The sequence below is a fragment of the Pantoea sp. SGAir0215 genome, assembly GCF_043543215.1.
This window is the reverse complement of record NZ_CP028031.1, coordinates 3054278-3077878: the sequence shown is the minus strand read 5'-3', so window position 1 is coordinate 3077878 and position 23601 is coordinate 3054278. Positions and strand designations below refer to the sequence as shown.

Annotated in this window: 24 protein-coding genes; 16 read left to right on the top strand and 8 right to left on the bottom strand. The window is 55.3% G+C overall.

Annotated elements, in window-relative coordinates; all coding sequences use genetic code 11:
• Positions 1–35 precede the first annotated feature (35 nt).
• The 7 genes from cheR to C1N64_RS14385 all read left to right on the top strand — a co-directional run bounded on the left by cheR (position 36) and on the right by C1N64_RS14385 (position 6854).
• On the top strand, positions 36–908 hold the full coding sequence (gene cheR, locus C1N64_RS14415) for a protein-glutamate O-methyltransferase CheR (RefSeq protein ID WP_006120244.1): 873 nt from the start codon (positions 36–38) through the stop codon (positions 906–908).
• The gene (locus C1N64_RS14410) at positions 908–1957 is read left to right on the top strand and encodes a protein-glutamate methylesterase/protein-glutamine glutaminase (RefSeq protein WP_006120245.1); all 1050 of its coding nucleotides are present in this window, start codon (positions 908–910) and stop codon (positions 1955–1957) included. Before cheR ends, C1N64_RS14410 begins: the two co-directional genes overlap by 1 nt.
• Positions 1958–1996: 39 nt before the next feature.
• A complete protein-coding gene (gene cheY, locus C1N64_RS14405) occupies positions 1997–2386 on the top strand; it encodes a chemotaxis response regulator CheY (protein ID WP_006120246.1) in 390 nt (129 codons plus the stop codon).
• Positions 2387–2395: 9 nt separating this feature from the next.
• Positions 2396–3037, top strand: coding sequence for a protein phosphatase CheZ (gene cheZ, locus C1N64_RS14400; RefSeq protein ID WP_006120247.1), 642 nt, complete (start codon positions 2396–2398; stop codon positions 3035–3037).
• Positions 3038–3227: 190 nt separating this feature from the next.
• A complete protein-coding gene (flhB, locus tag C1N64_RS14395; RefSeq protein WP_033742222.1) occupies positions 3228–4379 on the top strand; it encodes a flagellar biosynthesis protein FlhB in 1152 nt (383 codons plus the stop codon).
• The gene (gene flhA / locus C1N64_RS14390) at positions 4372–6465 is read left to right on the top strand and encodes a flagellar biosynthesis protein FlhA (RefSeq protein ID WP_033741997.1); all 2094 of its coding nucleotides are present in this window, start codon (positions 4372–4374) and stop codon (positions 6463–6465) included. Before flhB ends, flhA begins: the two co-directional genes overlap by 8 nt.
• Positions 6462–6854, top strand: a complete 393-nt coding sequence (locus C1N64_RS14385) for a flagellar protein FlhE (RefSeq protein WP_033741996.1) — start codon at positions 6462–6464, stop codon at positions 6852–6854. Before flhA ends, C1N64_RS14385 begins: the two co-directional genes overlap by 4 nt.
• Positions 6855–6952: 98 nt before the next feature.
• Here C1N64_RS14385 and aqpZ read toward each other — a convergent pair whose 3' ends face one another.
• On the bottom strand, positions 6953–7648 hold the full coding sequence (aqpZ, locus tag C1N64_RS14380) for an aquaporin Z (RefSeq protein WP_394515509.1): 696 nt from the start codon (positions 7646–7648) through the stop codon (positions 6953–6955).
• Positions 7649–7970: 322 nt separating this feature from the next.
• Entirely contained in the window at positions 7971–9701 is a 1731-nt protein-coding gene (gene argS / locus C1N64_RS14375; RefSeq protein ID WP_006120253.1) for an arginine--tRNA ligase, read from the bottom strand.
• Positions 9702–10331: 630 nt separating this feature from the next.
• Between argS and C1N64_RS14370 the strand changes: the two genes are divergently transcribed.
• Positions 10332–10892: a VOC family protein gene (locus C1N64_RS14370; protein ID WP_006120255.1), complete on the top strand. Its 561-nt coding sequence runs from the start codon at positions 10332–10334 to the stop codon at positions 10890–10892.
• Here the strand turns inward: C1N64_RS14370 and C1N64_RS14365 are convergent.
• Positions 10889–12031 (bottom strand): MalY/PatB family protein, encoded by a 1143-nt coding sequence (locus C1N64_RS14365; RefSeq protein WP_185199348.1) that lies wholly within the window; start codon positions 12029–12031, stop codon positions 10889–10891. The two genes, C1N64_RS14370 and C1N64_RS14365, sit on opposite strands and share 4 nt — an antisense overlap.
• 86 nt (positions 12032–12117) lie before the next feature.
• Here C1N64_RS14365 and cutC point away from each other — a divergent pair, with 86 nt between their 5' ends.
• On the top strand, positions 12118–12870 hold the full coding sequence (gene cutC, locus C1N64_RS14360) for a copper homeostasis protein CutC (RefSeq protein WP_375096349.1): 753 nt from the start codon (positions 12118–12120) through the stop codon (positions 12868–12870).
• Between the two features lie 243 nt (positions 12871–13113).
• A complete protein-coding gene (locus C1N64_RS14355; RefSeq protein ID WP_054633639.1) occupies positions 13114–13959 on the top strand; it encodes a hypothetical protein in 846 nt (281 codons plus the stop codon).
• A gap of 3 nt (positions 13960–13962) precedes the next feature.
• On the opposite strand, the gene C1N64_RS14350 is transcribed toward C1N64_RS14355, so the two are convergent.
• A complete protein-coding gene (locus tag C1N64_RS14350; protein WP_033741989.1) occupies positions 13963–15060 on the bottom strand; it encodes a glycerol dehydrogenase in 1098 nt (365 codons plus the stop codon).
• 146 nt (positions 15061–15206) lie between these two features.
• Between C1N64_RS14350 and C1N64_RS14345 the strand changes: the two genes are divergently transcribed.
• Positions 15207–15830 carry a LysE family translocator gene (locus C1N64_RS14345; RefSeq protein ID WP_375096348.1) on the top strand — a complete coding sequence of 208 codons (624 nt, stop codon included), beginning with the start codon at positions 15207–15209 and terminating at the stop codon, positions 15828–15830.
• Between the two features lie 3 nt (positions 15831–15833).
• Here the strand turns inward: C1N64_RS14345 and cmoB are convergent, their stop codons facing one another.
• The 4 genes from cmoB to C1N64_RS14325 form a co-directional block, all read right to left on the bottom strand.
• Positions 15834–16802: a tRNA 5-methoxyuridine(34)/uridine 5-oxyacetic acid(34) synthase CmoB gene (cmoB, locus tag C1N64_RS14340; RefSeq protein ID WP_375096347.1), complete on the bottom strand. Its 969-nt coding sequence runs from the start codon at positions 16800–16802 to the stop codon at positions 15834–15836.
• Complete coding sequence (gene cmoA / locus C1N64_RS14335) at positions 16799–17527, bottom strand: carboxy-S-adenosyl-L-methionine synthase CmoA (protein WP_006120262.1); 729 nt, start codon at positions 17525–17527, stop codon at positions 16799–16801. Before cmoA ends, cmoB begins: the two co-directional genes overlap by 4 nt.
• Before the next feature lie 80 nt (positions 17528–17607).
• Entirely contained in the window at positions 17608–18003 is a 396-nt protein-coding gene (locus C1N64_RS14330; RefSeq protein ID WP_033741986.1) for an MAPEG family protein, read from the bottom strand.
• A gap of 52 nt (positions 18004–18055) precedes the next feature.
• The gene (locus C1N64_RS14325; protein WP_006120264.1) at positions 18056–18877 is read right to left on the bottom strand and encodes a DUF72 domain-containing protein; all 822 of its coding nucleotides are present in this window, start codon (positions 18875–18877) and stop codon (positions 18056–18058) included.
• A 220-nt stretch (positions 18878–19097) separates the two neighbouring features.
• Here C1N64_RS14325 and aspS point away from each other — a divergent pair, with 220 nt between their 5' ends.
• From aspS to ruvA, 5 genes are all read left to right on the top strand, one after another.
• On the top strand, positions 19098–20879 hold the full coding sequence (aspS, locus tag C1N64_RS14320; RefSeq protein ID WP_324030510.1) for an aspartate--tRNA ligase: 1782 nt from the start codon (positions 19098–19100) through the stop codon (positions 20877–20879).
• Positions 20879–21310, top strand: a complete 432-nt coding sequence (gene nudB / locus C1N64_RS14315) for a dihydroneopterin triphosphate diphosphatase (protein WP_006120266.1) — start codon at positions 20879–20881, stop codon at positions 21308–21310. The genes aspS and nudB overlap by 1 nt, the downstream gene beginning before the upstream one ends.
• A 268-nt stretch (positions 21311–21578) precedes the next feature.
• The gene (locus C1N64_RS14310; RefSeq protein WP_205956508.1) at positions 21579–22322 is read left to right on the top strand and encodes a YebC/PmpR family DNA-binding transcriptional regulator; all 744 of its coding nucleotides are present in this window, start codon (positions 21579–21581) and stop codon (positions 22320–22322) included.
• A gap of 36 nt (positions 22323–22358) precedes the next feature.
• Positions 22359–22886 (top strand): crossover junction endodeoxyribonuclease RuvC, encoded by a 528-nt coding sequence (gene ruvC / locus C1N64_RS14305; RefSeq protein WP_033741979.1) that lies wholly within the window; start codon positions 22359–22361, stop codon positions 22884–22886.
• Positions 22887–22982: 96 nt separating this feature from the next.
• The gene (gene ruvA, locus C1N64_RS14300) at positions 22983–23597 is read left to right on the top strand and encodes a Holliday junction branch migration protein RuvA (RefSeq protein ID WP_006120270.1); all 615 of its coding nucleotides are present in this window, start codon (positions 22983–22985) and stop codon (positions 23595–23597) included.
• Positions 23598–23601 lie beyond the last annotated feature (4 nt).

Genomic DNA, 23601 nt, shown 5'->3' with positions numbered 1-23601 from the left:
ACGTTTAACAGGTGTAGTTCAGGCCAGGTGCAAAGATGAAGAAATCGACGTTATTAGATCAACCAGAGGCGACAACGCTGCTCTCACAGATGGTGCAGCGGCTGCCCCTCTCCGATACCCATTTTCGCCGTATCAGCCAGCTCATCTATCAGCGCGCGGGTATCGTGCTGGCCGATCATAAGCGCGAGATGGTTTACAACCGTCTGGTACGTCGTCTGCGCACGCTGAATATTGATGATTTTGGTCGCTACCTGGCCCTGCTGGAGAACGATCCTAACAGTGCTGAGTGGCAGGCGTTTATCAACGCTCTGACCACTAACCTGACCGCTTTTTTCCGCGAGGCGCACCATTTTCCTATCCTGGCGGAACATGCACGTAAACGTCAGGGCAATTTCAGCGTCTGGAGCACGGCCGCCTCAACGGGCGAAGAACCTTACTCTATCGCGATTACCCTGGCCGAAACGCTGGGAACCGGACCCGGTAAATTCCAGGTCCATGCCAGTGATATCGATACCCAGGTTCTGGAAAAAGCCGTGGCGGGCGTTTACCGCCAGGAAGAATTACGGACGCTGTCGCCTGCACAGCTACAACGTTTCTTTTTACGGGGTACGGGCCCGCATGCTGGCATGGTGCGTGTGCGCCCCGAACTGGCGAATATGGTGAATTTCAGTCAGCTGAATTTGCTGGCCAACGACTGGAACCTGCCGGGTCCGTTCGATGCCATTTTCTGCCGTAACGTAATGATCTATTTCGATAAAGAAACACAAGAAAAAATTCTACGTCGTTTTGTTCCACTGCTTAAGCCTGGCGGCATCCTGTTCGCCGGACACTCAGAAAACTTTAGCCAGATTAGTAAAGAGTTCTGGCTGCGTGGGCAAACCGTTTATGGACTGACGAAGGAAAGATGATGAGCAAAATTACCGTGATGTGCGTAGATGACTCTGCGCTGATGCGGCAACTGATGACAGAAATCATCAACAGTCATCCTGATATGGAAATGGTGGCGACGGCCCCGGATCCATTAGTGGCCCGCGATTTAATTAAACAGTTTAATCCGCAGGTGTTGACGCTGGATGTTGAAATGCCGCGCATGGATGGACTGGATTTTCTTGAAAAACTGATGCGTCTTCGCCCGATGCCGGTCGTGATGGTGTCATCACTGACGGGACAGGGTTCAGAAATCACGCTGCGCGCGCTTGAGCTCGGTGCGGTGGATTTCGTGACCAAACCACAGTTAGGCATTCGTGAAGGTATGCTGGCTTACAGCCAGATGATTGGCGATAAAATTCGCGCGGCTGCCCGGGCACGTCTGCATGTGCGCACCACCATGCCTGCCCCGGTCACGCTGAAAGCCGGTCCGCTGCTGAGTAGTGAAAAGCTGATTGCGATTGGTTCATCGACGGGCGGTACAGAAGCCATCCGCCACGTATTGCAGCCGCTACCGGCCACCAGCCCTGCGCTGCTGATTACGCAACATATGCCACCGGGATTTACCCGTTCGTTTGCCGAGCGGCTAAACAAGCTCTGCCAGATTACGGTGAAAGAGGCCGAAGATGGTGAGCGTATTCTTCCTGGCCATGCTTATATCGCGCCCGGCGCGATGCACATGGAGCTGGGTCGCAGTGGTGCGAACTATGTCGTGAAGCTGAACGACGGTCCGCCAGTTAACCGTCATAAACCGTCAGTCGATGTGTTGTTTAAATCGGTGGCGATCAACGCCGGGCGAAATGCCGTTGGCGTGATCCTGACCGGTATGGGTAACGATGGGGCAGCAGGCATGCTGGAAATGCATCGTGCCGGCGCCTGGACCATCGCGCAAAATGAAGCAAGTTGTGTCGTTTTTGGCATGCCACGCGAGGCGATAGCCAGCGGCGGTGTGAGCGAAGTAGTGGATTTAAGCAACATCAGCCAGCACATGCTGGCGAAAATTAGCGCCGGACAGGCATTGCGTATTTAACAGGCCCGTCCTGCCGGGCGAGATAACACAGGAGTAGATATGGCTGACAAAAATATGCGCTTTTTAGTGGTGGACGACTTCAATACGATGCGTCGTATTGTCCGTAACCTGCTGAAAGAGCTGGGCTTCAATAACGTAGAAGAAGCGGAAGACGGCGTCGATGCGTTAACCAAACTCAAGGCAGGTGGTTTCGATTTCGTTATCTCCGACTGGAACATGCCTAACATGGATGGCCTGCAACTGCTGCAGACCATTCGCGCAGATGCGGCCATGGCCAGTCTGCCTGTGTTGATGGTGACGGCTGAAGCGAAAAAAGAAAACATCATTGCTGCCGCTCAGGCGGGTGCAAGCGGCTATGTCGTTAAGCCGTTTACGGCCGCCACGCTTGAAGAGAAGCTGGGCAAAATTTTTGAAAAACTGGGTATGTAAGGAGATGTGATGAGCGACCTTCCGAAATCAGCTGAGCAAGCCGCGGCACAAGATATCATTTCCCGCATCGGTTCACTGACACGCATGCTGCGTGATAGTTTGCGTGAGCTGGGGCTGGATCAGGCCATTGCAGAAGCTGCTGAAGCCATTCCTGACGCCCGTGATCGTCTGGACTATGTAGTGCAAAAGACCGCTCAGGCGGCCGACCGGGCGCTGAACAGCGTCGAAGCAGCGCAACCGCACCAGGACAAAATGGAAGCGGGAGCGATTGCGCTTAAAGGACGCTGGGATGCATGGTTTGAGAATCCTATTGAACTTGCCGATGCGCGCGAGCTGGTGACGGATACGCGTCAGTATTTAGGGGAAGTGCCTGAGCACACCTCTTTTACTAACAAGCAGTTGCTCGACATCATGATGGCGCAGGATTTCCAGGACCTCACCGGTCAGGTGATCAAACGCATGATGGATGTGATTCAGGAGATCGAGCGCCAGCTGTTAATGGTGCTGCTGGAAAACATGCCAGAAGTGAGCGCCGAAAAACGTCAGGTTGGCACTACGCTGCTTAACGGTCCTCAGGTTAACGCTGCCGCCCCTGGCATTGTTGCGAACCAGGATCAGGTGGATGACCTGCTGGACAGCCTCGGTTTCTAATCACCTGGCTGTCTCGCCATCGCGACGTTGCGATGGTCCCTTCTGAAAAGTGGCCTGCTCACCGCGGGCCACTCCGCTTTTCTCTTTTGCTATCCGTGAAAGAGCACGTGTTTTTCACGTTTTATCCACGCTTTAACCAAACTCAAATTTGGCATTCTATGCTCAGAATTCCTGCCAACCGAGGTTTGTGGTGTCAGAAAACAGTGATGAGGACAAAACAGAATCGCCCACGGCCCACCGACTTGAAAAAGCGCGTGAAGAGGGCCAGATTCCGCGTTCGCGCGAGTTAACCTCACTATTGATGCTGTTGGCAGGCATCATGATTTTATGGGTTGGCGGAACGGCAATGGCCCATCGACTGGCGGCAATGGTGTCAACCGGACTCAGTTTCGACCACGGCATGGTGACAGATGACAAAATTATCATCGCCCACGTCGGTAATCTGATCATGCAGGCTATTGCCGCGCTTCTGCCGCTTCTGGGCGGGCTGGTTCTGGTGGCCATTGCTTCACCGATGCTGCTGGGCGGCGTGGTCATCAGCGGCAAATCCATCAAAGTGGATTTTAGCAAGCTGAACCCGTTGCCAGGCTTCAAACGCATGTTCGCCGCGCAGGCCTGGACGGAGCTGTTTAAAGGCATTCTGAAAACCATTCTGGTGGGCTGCGTGGCAGGCTGGTACATCTGGACGCACTGGCCCGATATGCTTCGGTTGATTGCCGAGTCGCCGACCACAGCCCTGATCCATGGCATGGACATGATCGCTATCTGTTGTGCGCTGGTCATGCTCGGCCTGATCCCCATGGTGGGATACGACGTTTTCTGGCAGCTTTACAGCCACTTTAAAAAATTGCGGATGTCACGTCAGGAAATTCGCGATGAGCACAAGCAGCAGGAAGGTGACCCGCACGTGAAAGGGCGCATTCGTCAGCAGATGCGCGCGGCAGCCCGTCGTCGCATGATGGCCGATGTGCCCAAGGCCGACGTGATCGTTACCAACCCAACACACTATTCGGTTGCGCTGCAATATAACGAGAAGAAAATGAGTGCGCCCAAGGTTATTGCCAAAGGCGCTGGCGAGATCGCCTTACGCATTCGTGAACTGGGCGCAGAACACCGCATTCCGGTTCTGGAAGCACCGCCGCTGGCGCGTGCGTTATACCGTCATACCGAAATCGGGCAACACATTCCTGGCGCCCTTTATGCGGCCGTCGCGGAAGTGTTGGCCTGGGTCTGGCAGCTTCGCCGCTGGAAGCGCGAAGGTGGCCTGGTGCCCGTAAAACCTAAAGACCTGCCGGTCCCGGCAGAGATGGACTTTGCAGGAGAGAGCAAAAACGATGGCTAATCTGGCCGCTAAACTACGCCTTCCAGGCAACTTCAAAGACATGCAATGGCAGGTCCTTGCGGGTCCGGTGCTGATCATCATGATTTTGTCGATGATGGTTCTGCCCTTACCGCCGTTTATCCTTGATCTGCTGTTTACCTTTAACATTGCCTTGTCGATTATGGTGCTGCTGGTCGCCATGTTTACCCAGCGCACGCTGGAGTTTGCGGCCTTTCCCACCATTCTGCTGTTTTCGACCCTGCTGCGCCTGTCGCTGAACGTAGCCTCTACGCGTATTATTTTGCTGGAAGGTCATACCGGTGCCGCGGCGGCGGGAAGGGTGGTGGAAGCCTTTGGCCACTTCCTGGTTGGCGGAAACTTCGCCATCGGGATCGTGGTGTTTATCATCCTGGTGATCATCAACTTTATGGTTATCACCAAAGGTGCGGGCCGTATCGCCGAAGTGGGTGCGCGCTTTGTGCTTGACGGGATGCCGGGTAAGCAGATGGCTATCGACGCCGACCTGAATGCGGGTCTGATTGGCGAAGATGAAGCGAAGCGTCGTCGCGCCGAAGTGACTCAGGAAGCGGACTTTTACGGTTCGATGGACGGTGCCAGTAAGTTTGTACGCGGGGATGCCATCGCCGGTATTTTGATCATGGTCATTAACGTGATCGGTGGTTTACTGGTGGGGATCGTTCAGCATGGTATGGATGCGGGCCACGCGGCAGAAACCTATACGCTGTTAACCATCGGTGACGGTCTGGTCGCACAGATCCCTGCGCTGGTCATCTCTACCGCGGCGGGTGTTATCGTGACGCGCGTGGCAACCGACCAGGACGTCGGCGAGCAGATGGTTGGGCAACTGTTCAAAGATCCGCGCGTCCTCATGCTGAGTGCCGGCGTAATCGGTTTGCTGGGGCTTGTGCCGGGCATGCCTAACTTTGTGTTCCTGCTGTTTACGGCGGCCTTACTGGGGCTGGCGTGGTGGTTACGTGGCCGCGAGATGCAGCCGAAGAAGAATGTCGAATCGCCGAGCAGCATCGCAAAATCCATGGAAACGCCTGCCTCTGCCGAAGCCTCCTGGACTGATGTGCAGCTTGAAGACACGCTGGGCATGGAAGTGGGTTACCGCCTGATTCCGATGGTCGATCACAACCAGAACGGTGAGTTGCTTGGTCGTATCCGCAGTATCCGTAAAAAAGTGGCGCAGGATGTCGGCTTTCTGCCGCCGGTGGTGCATATCCGTGACAACATGGAATTGCCACCCGCGCGCTACCGCATTTTAATGAAAGGCGTGGAGATCGGCAGCGGTGATGCCTATCCCGGACGCTGGATGGCGATTAACCCCGGCACAGCCGCGGGTACCTTGCCGGGTGAAGCAACCGTCGATCCTGCCTTTGGCCTGGCGGCGGTGTGGATTGACGGTGCGCTCAAAGAGCAGGCTCAGATTCAGGGCTTTACCGTAGTAGAAGCCAGTACCGTTGTGGCGACGCACCTTAATCATCTGATTGGCCAGTACGCCAGTGAGTTGTTTGGCCGACAGGAAGCGCAGCAACTGCTGGACCGCGTCTCCTCAGAGATGCCGAAACTGACCGAAGATTTAGTGCCTGGCGTGATTACGCTGACAACGCTGCACAAAGTCCTGCAGAACCTGCTGGTTGAGCGCGTTTCGATTCGTGATATGCGCACCATTATTGAAACGCTGGCAGAGCATGCGCCGGTTCAAAGCGATCCGCAGGAACTCACCAGCGTGGTGCGCGTGGCGCTGGGCAGAGCGATTACGCAGCAGTGGTTCCCGGGCACGGGTGAAGTGCAGGTGATTGGCCTGGATGCGACACTGGAGCGCCTGCTGCTGCAGGCCTTGCAGGGCGGTGGCGGACTTGAGCCAGGCCTGGCCGATCGGCTGTTAGCCCAGACGCAGGAGGCCCTGCAACGGCAGGAAATGATGGGCGCGCCGCCTGTCCTGCTGGTCAATCATCCGTTACGCGCTTTACTGGCACGCTTCCTGCGCCGTAACATGCCGCAGCTGGTGGTGCTGTCCAATATGGAATTAAGCGATAACCGTCAGATTCGCATGACCGCAACCATCGGTGGCAAACAATGAGATCGCTAATGCTGTTTTCGCTGCTGCTTCCGCTGTTTGCTCAGGCCGCTGACGGTGCCTGGAGCGCCAGCGCGGCGGGTCCACTGATGGCGAACCGGGGAAGCTGGCAGTCGTCGCAGCCGCTGACCCCGCCAGGTCAGGTCAGTGGGGCGATCACCGTGGTGAACTGGCGTTATCAGTTTACCCAACCGGTGCCTTCCGGTTTACAGGTCCGGCTCTGTGCAGAACAGCGTTGTACCGAACTGGACGGTGCCAGCGGCAGCACACGCGGTCTGGCTGAGGTCGCCGCCGGTGAAACGTTACATATGGTGTTTGGCTTCGCCGGTGGCGGAAGTTTGCCGCCGGGGCTGAAGGTCGTCAGCACAGCGGTGACGGTCAACTACCACTAAGCCTTTTTCGCCCTGTTCATGGCAGACTGACAAGCATCATCAAGAGACTGATGCTGTCGGTCTGCCCGATCACTCCCGATGTCATAACGCGGTTCAGGCTACGCGTCTTTTTTCAGCAGAAAGCGGTAAAGCCATCCCCCCGCAACGCCACCGGCTATCGGTACCAGCCAGAAAACCCACAGCTGCCGTAACGCCCAGCCTCCCTGAAAAACAGCCATCGCGGTACTGCGTGCCGGATTCACCGAGGTATTGGTTACCGGGATACTGATTAAGTGAATGAGCGTTAATGCCAGACCAATCGCAATGGGAGCGAAACCCGCCGGCGCGCGTTTATCCGTCGCACCCTGAATAACCACCAGGAAGAACGCGCTGAGTACGAGTTCAGTGATGACGGCCGCGCAGAGGGAATAGCCGCCTGGCGAGTGCGCCGCAAAGCCGTTGGCAGCGAAACCCTTATCTGCCATCGTAAAGTCAGCCTGACCACTGACGATCAGATACAGCACGCCCGCCGCCGCAATACCGCCAGCCATCTGTGCCACGATGTAGGGCAAGATGGTCTTGCTGTCGATGCGGCCACCGCCCCATAAGCCCAGGGTGACGGCGGGATTAAAGTGACCGCCCGAAATGTGGCCTACCGCAAAGGCCATTGTCAGTACGGCGAGGCCAAATGCCAGAGACACGCCCACAAACCCAATCCCGGTTTGGGGAAAATTCGCGGCGAGCAGGGCGCTGCCGCAGCCTCCGAATACCAGCCAGAAGGTGCCGAACAGCTCGGCAAACGCTTTTCTTAACATCAACTTATTCTTCCTTTCTCGTTAACACGTTAAACCTGATAAAACGCGGGCTTATAGTAGAGCGCGGGAATAAGAAAAGAATCATGTCCCGACAGGACCTTGATATACGCGACATCAGGGTTGCCTGAGCGGGTTTGCACGGCGCGTGCTGCGATCATCTCTGGTGCTGAAATACGAATTAACGCCTTTGTATCGTGGAGTCAGGGAGGGCAATGGCAAAGATGACGCTACATGAAGGAAAATTGTGCGGGTGACGGGCAGAGCGGGAAGGGCGAGGTTGAGGCAGGCGCTGAGAACAGTCAGCTCTCAGCGCCTTAACAGATTACATGCGATCGACCGTTTTGATCCCCAGCGTATCCAGGCCCAGTTTCAGGGTTTTTGCGGTCAGTGCCGCAATCTGTAAACGGCTCAGGCGCGTCACGTCGTCCTCTGCGGCCAGAATCGGACAGTGCTCGTAGAAGCCTGAGAACAGGCCCGCCAGATCGTACAAATAGGCACACATCACATGCGGTGTGCCATCGCGTGCCACCTGCGTAATGACCTCTTCAAACTGCAGCAAACGCGTTGCCAGCAGGGCTTCACGGTCATCCGTCAGCACGATTTCTGCCTGAATCGCATCGGCGTCGATACCGGCTTTACGGAACACGGACAGCACGCGCGTATAAGCATATTGCATGTAAGGCGCCGTATTGCCCTCAAACGCCAGCATATTATCCCAGTCAAAAATGTAATCAGTGGTGCGGCTTTTTGACAGATCGGCATATTTCACGGCGCTGATGCCGACGACTTCCGCAAGCGTGCTGACTTCCTCTTCCGTCATGTCCGGGTTTTTCTCGCGTACCAGCGTGTACGCGCGTTCATAGGCTTCATCCAGCAAATCTGACAGCTTAATGGTGCCGCCACTGCGGGTTTTAAACGGACGGCCATCTTTACCCAACATCATACCGAACGCATGATGTTCAAGTGGAACGGACGCGGGCACATAGCCGGCTTTACGGACAATGGTCCACGCCTGCTGTAAATGCTGATGCTGACGTGAGTCGATGTAGTAAATTACGCGGTCCGCATGCAGGGTTTCATAGCGATACCTGGCACAGGCAATATCGGTGGTGGTGTAAAGATAGCCGCCATCCTTTTTCTGGATGATCACGCCCATCGGCTCACCTTCTTTGTTCTGGAATTCTTCCAGGAATACCACGGTGGCGCCTTCACTCTCGACGGCCAGACCTTTGGCTTTCAGATCGGCCACAATTTCCGGCAGCATGTCGTTATAGAGGCTCTCACCCATCACATCATCACGCGTCAGGGTGACGTTCAGACGGTTGTAGATATGCTGGTTTTGCGTCATGGTGATATCAACCAGCTTTTTCCACATCTGACGGCAGTAGTCGTCACCGCCTTGCAACTTCACGACATAGCCGCGCGCACGCTCTGCAAACTCAGGATCTTCATCGTAAGTGCGCTTGGCTTCACGGTAAAAACCTTCTAAATCCGCCAGCGCCATCTCCGCGTGGTTTTCATTTTGCTGTTTTTCAAGAAACGCAATCAGCATGCCGAACTGCGTGCCCCAGTCGCCCACATGGTTCGCGCGGATCACATTGTGGCCCAGGAACTCGAGGGTGCGCACCGCGGCGTCGCCAATGATGGTGGAACGCACATGGCCGACGTGCATCTCTTTCGCCACGTTGGGGGCAGAGTAGTCCACGACGATTGTCTGTGGTTCGACCGGGTTCACGCCAAGGCGCGGATGATTCAGCGCCTGCCGGGCATGGTCGGCCAGCCACTGACGATCCAGGAAAATGTTGATAAAGCCCGGCCCCGCGATCTCCACTTTGCTGGCAATGCCAGTGAGGTCCAGATGTTGAATCACGGTTTCAGCTAATTGTCGTGGCGCCTGGCCCAGTTTTTTCGCCACGGCCATGATGCCGTTAGCCTGATAATCACCAAACTGAACTTTAGCCGACTGACGAACCTGAGGTTCACAATCGGAGGGAGCACCAGCCAGCACCATTGCCTGACTGACTTTTGCGGAAAGAAGCGCCTGAATATTCACCGGGTTACCTTACATATGCAGAGAAAAGCACGCTATTTGGGCAGCGGGCTGTCGTCATGATTCTGCCGGGTGCAATGACCACAGGTCCTGGCCCGGCAAAAGGAAAAAATGAGGGAAAAAGTATACGTGAATTGTCAGCGTGAGTCAGTAGCGGGATAAAGGCAGGGAAACAGAGCCGAAGATGTTTCCCGCAGAGATTAGCGACGACGCGCGCGGCGCGCGTTTTTAACACTTTTGTCTGCACGTACCTTCCAGTGGCGCGCAAGGGCAAACCCCATCAGTGCAATTAAGATGGCAACTACGATGAGCATCGTCATAAAAACTTTCCTTATAATAGTGTTAATGCAAATTTAATAGAAAGCTATGCAGGCTGCAATCATGCCACTGTTAAGTAAGACTTATCTTATTGTGTTAATGATAACTATACAAAACAGTAACTTAAGTTACTTTTGTCAACGAAAAGGTGGATCTAACCAGAAGATTAATCTGAATTAAAAGCGTTAATTTTTTGCTTTTCTCGTAAAACGCCCGCCAAATAAGATGAATCTTACCCTTTTGTTCATTACGATAGTTCAGTAACAATGAGTTACGGCATTCCCTGGTCATAAAAAAGTGAGGAGACAGCTTACGGTGAGCATGATATTCCCACCCGAACTGGACGATTTACAGGCCGATTTAGCGGCTTTCGAAGAACGGTTACAAAATTTTTCACAGCGTCTGGGATTAAACCCCACAGACCTCGACGTCGATCATGTGGCCGTGCGGTGTCATCAGAATGCGACGGCCGAACGCTGGCAAAAAGGGTTTTTGCAACTCGGGGAGCAGTTCTCGGCGGCGATGATTAACGGACGACCGGTATGTTTATTTAAGCTGCACCAACCGTTAATGATTGCCGGCTGGGCGATAGACGTCGTTGAGCTGCCCTGGCCGGGTGAAAAACGTTACCGCCACGAGCGCTGGGAACATATTGAGGTGGTATTACGAGGCGAGCCTGAAACACTGGGCATGCGTGCCATGGCGCTACTGTCCGATCAGGCGCTCACGCAGCCGGGTATTTCATTCAAAACCAGCTCACCGAAAGGGGAAAACGAGCGTCTGCCGAATCCTACGCTGGCAGTGACCGATGGGGAAACCACGATTAAGTTTCACCCATGGCGACTGGACGAGATTGTGGCCAGTGAACAGCGTTAGCCCCGGGCTTCAACCGCGCGTCTGAGCCGTCTGACGGCTTCTTCCAGCAAGGCGCGGGGACAGCCGAAATTGATTCGTACAAAGCCGTCATCACCAAAGTCGCGCCCTGGCGAGAAGCCAAGCCCGTGTTTTTCAAAGTACAGCGCCGGGCTGGCAACCTGGAGTTCTCGCGCATCGATCCAGCCCAGATAACTGCCTTCCGGAGAGGTCATTTTGAGGCCGGGCAGCGCATTGACTTCGGAAACCAGCCAGTCCCGGTTGCCGCGCAGATAATCAAGCTGGGCATCAAGCCAGTCATCACAGGCCCGCCAGGCGACTTCCGCCGCAACCAGGGCCAGAATATCGACTGAGGGCACAATGCCCTGGCGCACGGCGGTGAATCGCGCCCGTAGTTCAGGATCCGGGATCACAGCGACGGAAGCGCCCAGCCCGGCAATATTGAAGGTTTTGGATGGCGAAAGCAGCGTAATGCTCCGTTGGGCCGCATCATCACTCAGGGAGGCAAAGGGGATATGTTGCAGCCCCGGCGTTAACAGTAAATCGCAATGAATTTCGTCAGAGCAGACGATTAAATCATGGTGCTGCGCAAAGGCCAGTTGCGCTTCAAGTTCTTCCCGGCGGTAAACCGTGCCGCCAGGATTCTGCGGATTGCAAAGCATCAGCAAGGTTTTGTCCTGCATGTGGCCGTCTGCTGCAGTGAGATCCATGACCCAGCGGCCTTCCTGCAACGTCAGAGGCAGATTCAACTGATCACGTTCAGCCAGCTTCGCGGCTGAACGGAAAGGGGGATAAATGGGATGCGGCGCGACGGTACCCTGGTGCGGCGCGGTAAACGCCCGCACGGCCAGATTTAACCCGCAGACTACGCCGGGCAACACGACCACCCATTCCGGTTTAACTTCCCAGTGATAGCGTGATTTACAGCGGGCAATCAGCGCATCGATAAATCCCTGAGGCTTATCGCCATAGCCGAAAACACCATGATCAACGCGGGCTTTAATGGCCTCAATGATGGGGGCAGGCGATCGGAAATCCGTATCCGCTACCCACAACGGCAGAATATCCTGACCCGCATATTTGTGCCATTTAAGGCTATCACTGTGACGGCGGTCTATCCGTTGGTCAAAATTGAATGTCATAGTTAGTTTTCCACGTAAACTGTTCTAAGGGATAAGCATACCTGACGAATTTGGCGTGAACAGGACGTCATGTAAAGGAGAAGAGAATGACCACACTGGAAATTTGTTGCTATGGGGTGGATTGTGCCTTAACCGCTCAACAGGCGGGGGCCGATCGAATTGAACTCTGTGCGGCACCGCGTGAAGGCGGCCTGACACCTTCTGCTGGCATGCTGGAATTCGCCCGTCGTGACATTTCTGTTCCGGTGCATCCTATTGTCCGCCCGCGCGGCGGAGATTTTTGCTATTCCAGCCGGGAGTTCGAGGCAATGAAATCGGATGTCGCGCGGATTCGCGAACTGGGCTTTCCGGGCGTAGTGTTAGGGATGCTGGATGAAGATGCCCATATTCATGTGGGGCAGATGCGGCAGATCATGGCGCTGTGCGACGGCATGGCGGTGACCTTCCATCGCGCCTTCGATCTCTGCCACCGGCCAAAACGTTCGCTCGATGTTTTAACCGATTTTGGCGTGAAACGTATCCTCACTTCCGGGCAGCAGCAGAGTGCGGAAAACGGAATTGCATTATTGAGGGAACTTAATGAATACAGCAGCGGTCCTATCATTATGGCAGGTGCTGGCGTTCGTTTAAGTAACCTGCAAAAGTTTCTTGATGCAGATATTCGTGAGGTACACAGCTCGGCAAGCCACCTGGTGGCATCACCGATGCGTTACCGCAAAGCGGGTGTTTCCATGTGTTCCGAAGCCGAAATTGATGAGTTCAGCCGTTACTGCGTCGATGGTGATGTTGTAGAGGCAATGAAAAGTGTCATGCAAATGAATACCGCCCGGGTGGCCTGACTCATAACCAGTTTTGCCGCGCAGCACGCCGATTGATGACGTGATGTTTGCAAGTACCAAACCCCAGCACATTTGCTGGGGTATTTTTTGTCCGGTATTCCGCTATAGTGGATGATGAAACAACGCATTGCGTGCATTCTGTGTCGCCGTTTGCCGTCAACGCGGCTTTGCTTTCCCTGTTCTGTTCCCCGGTTGCGGGTCATCAGCTTAACCCTAATCGACATTGATGTCAGAGGCCCTGCCATGCGATGCATTCTGCTTTCCGCTGTTCTCACCGTGATGGGATGCCATGCGCCCTTAACCTTTGCCGCGTGCAAATCAAACAGTAAAGCGGTCTCTGACAGTAATAACTGGATTCTGCTGGGCGGCAGTGCGAAAGGGGCGGTACGTCAGGTTGTCGCAGGGGAGTTTGGCAAAGACGTCAATTCGCAAAAGCGGGTGCTGGGGCAGTTTGATCCCTGTGGCGACCTGCTGGTGGCGGATATCAGTTATGACAAAAATGAGCGTAACGTCATTCTGAGCATGGAACAACATCTGGTGCGTGTGCAGGAAGGTTGGGTGGCCGAATATGCGTATCTGGTAAAAGTGCTGAAACAGGGAAAGGAAGTGGTGGTGGATAACCGACAAGGCACCATCAACTGGCATAAGGGAAAAAACGGCAATATTATCAGCGCTTCAGACAAATTCATCAGCATGGGCAAATCGGGATTCACGGACACCACGTACCGCTACGATAAACACTATCGTTTGCTGAAAAGCATTGCGCGCGGAACCGATCCCGTCAGCAACGGGGAATACCGTTACACGTGGAGTCCGCAGGGCCTCGTCACCCGCACCACCTCTGCCCGGCGAAAAGACACCTATACCTATGACGATAAAGGGCGGGAGCTGCGCCTGAACGGCACGGCATCAACCGACGTCAGCACTCTGCGCACCGTGGATGAATGCCAGTTCTGGGATGACAAGGGCAACTGCACCCTGAGTTACCTGAATGAAACCGAAGTTTTTGAGAAAGGCACGGTGCAGCGTCACCTCAGTGCGGTTTATAAGTATCAGTACTGGGACAAACCCACTGAGGCGACGGAATAGCCCCTATTTTACCGTTTTACTGAACGCATCCAGGCCCAGCAGCGCATGGGCGATCTGTTCCGGTGCCAGGTTAGGATTGAGGTTTTTCAGCGTATCGCCCTCGCTGTTCGCCAGCGCGCCGATTTTTACCAGATCTTCCCAGCTCACCCCGTCCAGATGCATCTCTTTTAACGTGGTCGGCATATTGATCGAACGGTAGAAGCGGATGTAGCGGGCAATTTCTTCATCGGGACGCTGCTCAAGCACCATCTGAGTTAACGTACCGTAGGCCACTTTTTCACCGTGAGTAAGATGGTGGATATCGCCGTCAATTGCGGTGAATCCGTTATGAATCGCGTGCGCACCAGCCAGACCGGCGTTTTCAAAGCCTAAACCGGACAGCAATGTATTGGCTTCCACTACCGCTTCTACCGCTGGCGTGACGCGTTTTTCCGAGACGGCGATATAGGCACTGTAGCCCCACGTCAGCAGCGTCTCTTCACAGGCCCGGGCAATGGCAAGACCGGCAATAGTCGGATCGCCATTGACCATCGATTTCGCATGGCTACGGGCCACCGCCTGGGCTTCCACCCAGGTCGCCAGACCATCGGCGATGCCGGACGCGAACAGGCGGGCGGGCGCGGCGGCGCACACGGCGGTATCAATTAACACCAGATCGGGATTTTTACTGTAGAAACGGTAGCTTTCAAAAACGCCACTGTCGGAATAGATAACAGACAGCGCGCTACAGGGCGCATCGGTTGAGGCAATGGTGGGCACAATCACTACCGGCTGTTTGAGTTCATCGGCCACGGCTTTTACCGTATCCAGCGTTTTGCCGCCACCCAAACCAATCACCACGTTACAGCCCTGCTGCTGCGCATGCTGACTTAACCGGGTAATTTCATTACTGGAGGCTTCGCCATTGAACTGCTGACGGCTGAGGGTAATGCCTGCTTTTTCCAGCGTAGACTGCGCCCGCTCACCAATCAGCCCCCAGACGACATCGTCAGCCACCACGAAAGCGTGATTGCCCAATTCCGTGACATACTCTCCCAGTTCATCGAGCACGCCCGCACCCTGTACATATTTGCGAGGCGAAGAGAAAATAAATTTACTCATGATCGTAGCTCCTGGTTTTTCAATTGAGACCGTTACCGGCCCGCTAATAACGCCACTAAAAAGCGTAGCAGTTAATCACGCCTGGCTGTCTGTACAGCGTGAAAAACGCTTGTTATTGTTAAGCACTTCTAATCAGGAGTACGCCTGTGACGACTTCATTCCTCGCTTTTCTGTTTGCGATCATCATTTTGACCCTGACGCCGGGGTTCGATACGGCATTAATTTTGCGATCGGCGGCGGCACAGGGCTGGCGACGAGCCAGTGCGGCCGCGCTGGGCGTGGCGACGGGCTGTCTGTCGTGGGGCATTGCGGTCGGGCTGGGGCTGGGGGCGCTGCTGCTGGCATCGGAAACGGCGTATAACCTGCTGAAGTGGGCTGGCGCAGCCTATCTGCTCTGTCTGGGCGTCAGGTTACTGTGGCATCCGCGTCGCCAGAATGCAGCGCTGCCCGCCGAAACGCCGTCGCAGCAAACGCATCTGGCCTGCTTTCTGCGTGGGTTACTGGGGAATCTGTTGAATCCTAAAGTGGGCGTTTTCTACGTAACATTTTTACCGCAGTTTATCCCTCAGGGCGGCTCGGTCCCGGTCTGGTGCACCCTGATGGCCCTGACACATATGGTGACTGGATTGATCTGGAGCAGCGTGCTGATTGGCAGCAGTCACTATTTTGCGGCACAGCTCAGGAAGCCACGCGTGTTGACAATCATGGATCGTTTGACGGGCTGCGTCTTTATTGGCTTCGCGGCGAAACTGGCGCTGTCTCGCCGCTGAGCATTACGGCTTGGTGGCGACCAGCACCGCACGCAGCGGTGCGGGATAACCTTCAACGGTTTTGCTGCTGTCCGCAGGATCAAGGAATTCCGCCAGCGATTCGCTGGTCATCCAGTCGGTCCGGCGCTGTTCATCTGTGGTCGTTACGGCAAAGTCTACAATGCGCACATCGATAAAGCCGCATTTCTCCAGCCAGCTTTTCAGCGCCTCGGCGGAGGGGATAAAGTAGACGTTGCGCATCTGAGCATAGCGTTCGCCCGGCACCAGCACCTGATTCACATCGCCTTCAATCACCAGCGTTTCCAGGACCAGTTCGCCGCCGCTCACTAACTGATTTTTCAGCTGCATCAGATGATCCAGCGGCGAACGGCGATGATAAAGCACGCCCATGGAAAACACGGTATCGAACGCCTGAAGTACCGGCAGCTGTTCGATGCCGAGCGGCAGCAGGTGGGCGCGGCGGTCGTCATTTAACAGCTTGCGGACGGCTTCGAACTGGCACAGAAACAGCTGCATGGGATCGATACCGACCACAAGGTGCGCGCCTGCCCCGATCATGCGCCACATATGGTAGCCACTGCCACAGCCCACATCCAGTACAGTGCGTCCGGCTAACGAGGAGATGTGTGGCAGCACGCGATCCCATTTCCAGTCTGAGCGCCATTCCGTATTAATTTCGGTGCCGTAAAGCGAATAGGGGCCTTTGCGCCAGGGCATCAGATTACGCAGCAGTTTCTCAATGCCCTGACGGTGCCGATCGCTGATATCGTCCCGATCGGCGCTGACGCTGTGCAGCAGGTCCAGCCGCTGAGGTTCCAGCTGGGGTAAATATTCCAGCGACTTGTACCAGTCACGGAAGTGCCCGTGCAGATTTTCACGCTGCCACTCGCTGATTTGCGCAGGCAGCACCTCCAGCCATTTTGCCAGGGGACCCACGGCGATTTGCTGATAAAAACGGCCAAAGTCGATCATTTTAATGCCACCAACGAACCAAAATTAAAACACTGAAACCACAGCTCAGCATGAGAAAAACCGGCCTGTTTAAGGCGCGCCTTGTGCGTTTCTACGCTATCGGTGAGCATCACATTTTCCAGCATGCTGCGTTTCTGGCTGATTTCCAGTTCGCTGTAGCCGTTGGCGCGCTTAAAGTCATGATGCATGTTGAACAACAGTTCACCGACGTCACGATCTTCAAAGCTGAACTTCTCAGAGAGCACCAACGCGCCGCCGGGATTCAGCCCCTGCCAGATTTTGGTCAGCAACGTCAGGCGGGCTGGCGGTTCAAGAAACTGCAGGGTGAAATTGAGCACCACCAGTGACGCGTTCTCAATGGCGATATCGCAGATATCCGCTTCGACGACCGTAACCGGCGTATCCGCCCGAAACGCATCGATATGACGGCGGCAGCGCTCCACCATGGCCGGCGAATTATCCACAGCAATAATCTGACAGCCGGGCACGTGAATATTGCGGCGCACCGAGAGCGTGGCAGCGCCTAGTGAACAGCCCAGGTCAAATACCTGGCTGTTGGGCTGGACGAAACGTTCTGCCAGCATGCCAATCATCGAAATGATGTTGGAATAGCCCGGCACTGAGCGCTGAATCATGTCGGGAAACACTTCAGCCACGCGCTCGTCAAACGTCCAGTCGCCCAGTTTTTCAATGGGCGCAGAAAAGAGTTGATCGCGATCAGACATAACGAAAATCCGAAGAGACGGCGGAAAGGGCGCTATTCTGGCAGAAACTGCCGCGGCCTGCACCCTTTACGCCGTTAACATTAACGCAAGCTGAGCAAGAGTGGCCAGGGCAGGTAAATCAGGTTAAAAATTACCATACCGGACAGCGAGAATAACGTCAGCATCATGCCATATTTGCGTTTGCTCATGACATCGTTGCGCAGGCCCTGTGCATGCAACACCCGGCCAATGAAAAACAGGATGCCGGTCAGGTGCACCATCCAGATATTCGCGCCGTTCATCTCCAGCACAATCAGCAATAATAACCCCAGCGGGATCGTTTCAATGGCATTGCCGTGAATCCGGATGGCCATATGTAAATCGTGATGACCGCCATCGCCATAAGCCACATGATGCTGTCGCCGTAAGCGCACAACATTCAGGGTAAATTTCATGATCAGTAAGGCCCCGATCACCACATATAACGCGCTTATCATTATTGATTCCTTATTTTTACTTTTGCCAGAGGTGTGATGCTGCCGGTCGCTATCAGAATAGCGAATCCTGTTGCGGCCAGTCCGGCCCGGGACCGATGCTGGCATCAATTTTTTGCAGTTCAGGCCACAAGGCCTGCACCAGCGGAAAGACCTGGCCCATGTCGGGCGTGTGAATGAAAACCAGCGGTTCACTTTGCGTATGCCATTCAGCCAGTTTCGTCAGCCAGATGCGAAACAGCGGCAGGCTTTCTTCAAGACTATCGCTGCCGACAAAGCGGATCATCGGGCGCGGTCCTGTTAACAGCGCATGCGGCGGGACGCGCGGTTTTTGCTGGCGGGCGTGCAGCGCCGCCGCGCTTTGTGACGTTGAGGCGTGAACCGGACGGCTGTCCAGCACCACACGATTGACGCCGCGCTGGAGCAGGCCACGATTCAGCGCGCGCTCAGCCTCACCTTTCGCGAAAAAAGCGGCATGCCGCACTTCCACGCCATAGGAAAAAGAGGCAGGCAGACTATCCAGAAAACGCCACAGATCGCTGAGTTGGGCGGGAGAAAAGCTGGCAGGCAACTGGAGCCAGTACTGACCGATGCGATCGGCAAGCGGATGCATCAGGCGAAAAAAGTCGGTCAGTAAGTCATCGGTGTTTTGCAGTGCTGCCTGATGGCTGATTGTGCTGGGGAATTTAAAACAGAAGCGAAACTGATCGTGCGTCATATCCCGCCAGCGCAACACGGTTTCGGGATCCGGCAGTGCATACAGCGTGGTATTGCCCTCAACGGTCTGGAAATAACGCGCGTAGTCCGCCAGGGTTTCAATTCCCCAGCGTTTCCAGTGTGCGTGGTGCCATTGCGGCAAACCGATACGAAGTGTCACGCCTGACTCCTGTCGTTGAGTGTGATGGTAATTATCCTGTAAGGCAGTATATTGACGCAACCCGGTGAAAAGGGAACAGGAAATGCCGTGCTTTAGCGTGGCTCCACTTATCCTGTCAGCCTTTTTCCATTATAATAGCGGCCTTTTTTGCGACAGCACCTGATAAGGTTACGCGGCCTGGTGCTGTCTGCTGCAGCGGCGAAGTTAAAAGGATAGTGTTATGCGTACAGAGTATTGTGGACAGCTCAATCTGTCTCATGTGGGTCAGCAAGTTACGCTTTGCGGCTGGGTCAATCGCCGTCGCGATCTGGGAAGCCTGATCTTTATCGATATGCGCGACCGTGAAGGCATCGCCCAGGTGTTTTTCGATGCCGATCATCAAGAGGCGTTCCAGCTGGCATCTGAACTGCGTAACGAATTCTGTATCCAGATCACCGGTACCGTCCGTGCCCGTGACGAAAAGAACCGAAACAGCGACATGGCGACCGGCGACGTGGAAGTATTCGCCCACGCGCTGACCATCATCAACCGTGCTGACCCTCTGCCGCTGGATTCTAACCAGACCAACAGCGAAGAAGCGCGTCTGACGTATCGCTATCTGGACCTGCGTCGTCCGGAGATGGCGCAGCGTTTGAAAACCCGTGCGAAAATCACCAGCTTTGTGCGTCGCTTTATGGATAACGAAGGCTTTCTGGATATTGAAACGCCGATGCTGACTAAAGCAACGCCAGAAGGCGCGCGCGACTATCTGGTGCCCAGCCGTGTGCACAAAGGGAAGTTCTATGCGCTGCCGCAGTCACCGCAGTTGTTCAAGCAGCTGCTGATGATGTCCGGCTTCGACCGCTATTATCAGATCGTTAAGTGCTTCCGTGATGAAGACCTGCGTGCTGATCGTCAGCCAGAGTTTACCCAGATCGACGTTGAAACCTCCTTCATGACCGCCGAACAGGTGCGTGAGAAGATGGAGCGTCTGATTCGTGAGCTGTGGATGGACATCAAAGGGGTGGATCTGGGGGCGTTTCCACAGATGACCTTTGCCGAAGCCATGCATCGCTTTGGTTCGGATAAGCCTGACCTGCGCAACCCGATGGAGCTGGTGGACGTAGGCGGTCTGCTGAAAAGCGTCGAATTCCAGGTCTTCGCGGGTCCCGCTAATGACCCGAAAGGCCGCGTAGCTGCGCTGCGTGTGCCCGGCGGTGCGGCGCTGACGCGTAAGCAAATCGACGAATACGGCAAGTTTGTTGAAATCTACGGGGCCAAAGGGCTGGCGTGGATGAAGATTAACGAACGTGCCAACGGCTTCGAGGGCGTGCAGAGTCCGGTGGCCAAGTTCCTCAGTGCCGACATCGTGGAAGCGATACTGAACCGCACGGGCGCACAGGATGGCGACCTGATCTTCTTCGGTGCCGATCGCGCGAAAGTCGTGGCGGATGCGCTGGGTGCGCTGCGCCTGAAAGTCGGCCGCGATTTGCGGATCACCGACGAAAACGCCTGGGCACCGCTGTGGGTAATCGACTTCCCGATGTTTGAGGAAGATGAAGAGGGCGGTCTGGCTGCGATGCACCATCCGTTCACCTCACCGAAAGACATGACCGCAGAGGCGCTGGCCAGCGATCCGGTTCAGGCGGTGGCAAATGCCTACGACATGGTGATTAACGGCTACGAAGTGGGCGGCGGTTCCGTGCGTATTCACAACAGCAAAATGCAGCAGACGGTGTTCAGTATCCTCGGGATCACCGAAGAGGAGCAGCGCCTGAAGTTTGGCTTCCTGCTTGACGCGCTGAAATACGGTACACCACCGCACGCGGGCCTGGCGTTTGGTCTGGATCGTCTGACGATGCTGCTGACCGGCACCGATAACATTCGCGATGTTATCGCATTCCCGAAAACCACCGCCGCCGCGTGCATGATGACCGAAGCACCGAGCGAAGCCAATCCTGCCGCGTTGCTGGATCTGGGCATTCTGGTGGCGCCGAAGAAAGAAAAGTCAGAGAACAAGTAATGGGCAATAAACATCCGGTATCGGTGCTGGTGGTGATTTTTGCGCAAGATACTGGCCGGGTGTTAATGCTGCAGCGACGTGATGATGCCAGCTTCTGGCAGTCGGTCACAGGCAGCCTGGAAGTCGGGGAAACCCCGCGCCAGGCGGCCGAGCGTGAGGTGTCAGAGGAGCTGTCCATCAACATTGCGGACGAAAAGTTAGTGCTGGAAGACTGTCACAAACAGATCGAGTTTGAAATTTTCCCGCACTATCGCCACCGTTACGCACCGGGCATCACGCATAACCGTGAACACTGGTTCAGGCTGGCCTTACCCGCAGAGCGCGACCTGCTGCTCACCGAGCATCTTGCCGCGCGCTGGCTTGAGCCCGCCGCTGCTGCTGCCCTGACCAAGTCCTGGAGTAACCGCCAGGCGATTGAGGAATTTATCTGAATGCCTGCCGTAACGCGTTTTTCAGACGGCAGTAACGTTAAATTTCACGAATTCGACGAAGCTCATCCTTCGTTCCCTAAACCGGGTGCCGGTGATAAACCGGCGCCGTTAAAATTGAAGAGTCGGGCATCATCGGTATCGCGAAGCCGCGTCTGTCAGTGCAGCGCAACCGGAACGTTTATAACGACGTGAGGATGGCAGGCACTGTCGGGAGGCGGATCGTAAGTCAGATAGCCCGTGCGATTGTTAAGATCGGAGAATATGTAAGATGGCTGGACATAGTAAATGGGCGAATACCAAGCACCGCAAGGCTGCTCAGGATGCCAAGCGCGGTAAAATCTTTACCAAAATCATTCGCGAGCTGGTGACCGCCGCGAAACTGGGTGGGGGCGATCCCGGTTCTAACCCACGTTTACGTGCTGCCATGGACAAAGCGCTGTCTAATAACATGACACGCGATACCATGAACCGTGCGATTGCACGCGGTGTGGGCGGCGAAGATGATTCCAACATGGAAACCATCATCTATGAAGGTTACGGTCCGGGGGGATCGGCCATCATGATCGAGTGTCTGAGTGATAACCGAAACCGTACGGTGGGTGAAGTGCGTCATGCGTTCACCAAAACCGGCGGCAACCTGGGAACCGATGGCTCCGTGTCTTACCTGTTCAGCAAAAAAGGCGTGATTTCTTACGCGCCAGGCCAGGATGAAGATGCGGTGATGGAAGCCGCGCTGGAAGCCGGTGCAGAGGACGTGGTTACGTATGATGATGGCGCTATCGATGTCTTCACCGCCTGGGAAGAGATGGGCACCGTGCGCGATGCGCTGGAAGCCGCCGGTCTGAAAGCGGATACGGCGGAAGTTGCGATGATTCCGTCAACCAAAGCGGAAATGGATGCGGAAACCGCACCGAAACTGCTGCGTCTGATCGATATGCTGGAAGACTGCGACGACGTGCAGGAGGTTTACCACAACGGTGAGATCTCCGATGAGGTGGCGGAAACGCTGTAATGCTGTACCGCTTTCATCGCTGGCTGGAGACGCGTCATGTCTATTATCCTGGGGATTGACCCCGGTTCACGCGTCACCGGTTACGGGGTGATTCGTCAGACCGGCCGCCAGCTCACCTATCTGGGCAGCGGCTGTATCCGCACCAATACGACAGAATTGCCGGCGCGCCTGAAACTGATCTATGCTGGCGTTTGCGAAATTATCACGCAGTTTTCGCCTGATTTTTTCGCCATCGAGCAGGTGTTTATGGCGAAGAACGCCGACTCGGCGCTGAAGCTTGGCCAGGCGCGCGGTGCCGCCATCGTCGCGGCGGTAAACCATGACCTGCCGGTGTTCGAATATGCCGCACGTCAGGTGAAGCAGACGGTTGTCGGAACCGGCGGGGCAGAAAAAAGTCAGGTTCAGCATATGGTCAAATCTTTACTGAAGCTTGCAGCCAGTCCGCAGGCTGATGCCGCCGATGCGCTGGCTATCGCGATTACGCACTGCCATGTTGCACAGAATGCCGCGCGCATGAGTGAGAACACGCTGGTGCTGACCCGCGGCCGGCTGCGGCAGCGCTAACGGCAATCCCCGCAATATGCCCGTCAGGCTGGATATTCATCCAGCCTTTTTTATGGTATAAATTCCGCCACATACGTTGAATAAGGAAGGCATCAGGTGATAGGTCGTTTACGGGGAACCATTCTGGAAAAGCAGCCACCGCTGGTCCTGCTGGAGGCGCATGGCGTTGGTTATGAAGTCCATATGCCAATGACCTGTTTTTATGAACTGCCTGAGCTTAATCACGAAGCGATAATCTTTACGCAATTTGTGGTTCGTGAAGACGCGCAACTGCTGTTCGGCTTTAACAGCAAACAGGAACGTGCCCTGTTTCGTGAACTGATAAAAGTCAACGGCGTTGGGCCGAAACTGGCGCTCGCTATTCTGTCGGGCATGTCCGCTCAGCAGTTTGTCACGGCGGTGGAAAAAGAAGAGATTGCCGCTCTGGTCAAACTGCCGGGTGTGGGCAAGAAAACCGCCGAGCGTCTGGTTGTCGAGATGAAGGATCGCTTTAAAGGGATGCATGGCGATCTGTTTGGCGGTGACTCGGCCTTTACGCTGACCACGCCGGGCCCGGAACCCGAAACCAACGACGCCGAAGCGGAAGCGGTTGCAGCGCTGGTGTCCCTGGGTTATAAACCGCAGGAAGCGAGCCGCATGATCAGCAAAGTGGGTCGCCCTGACGCGGATTGTGAAACATTAATTCGCGAAGCGCTCCGCGCCGCTATTTGAGGTA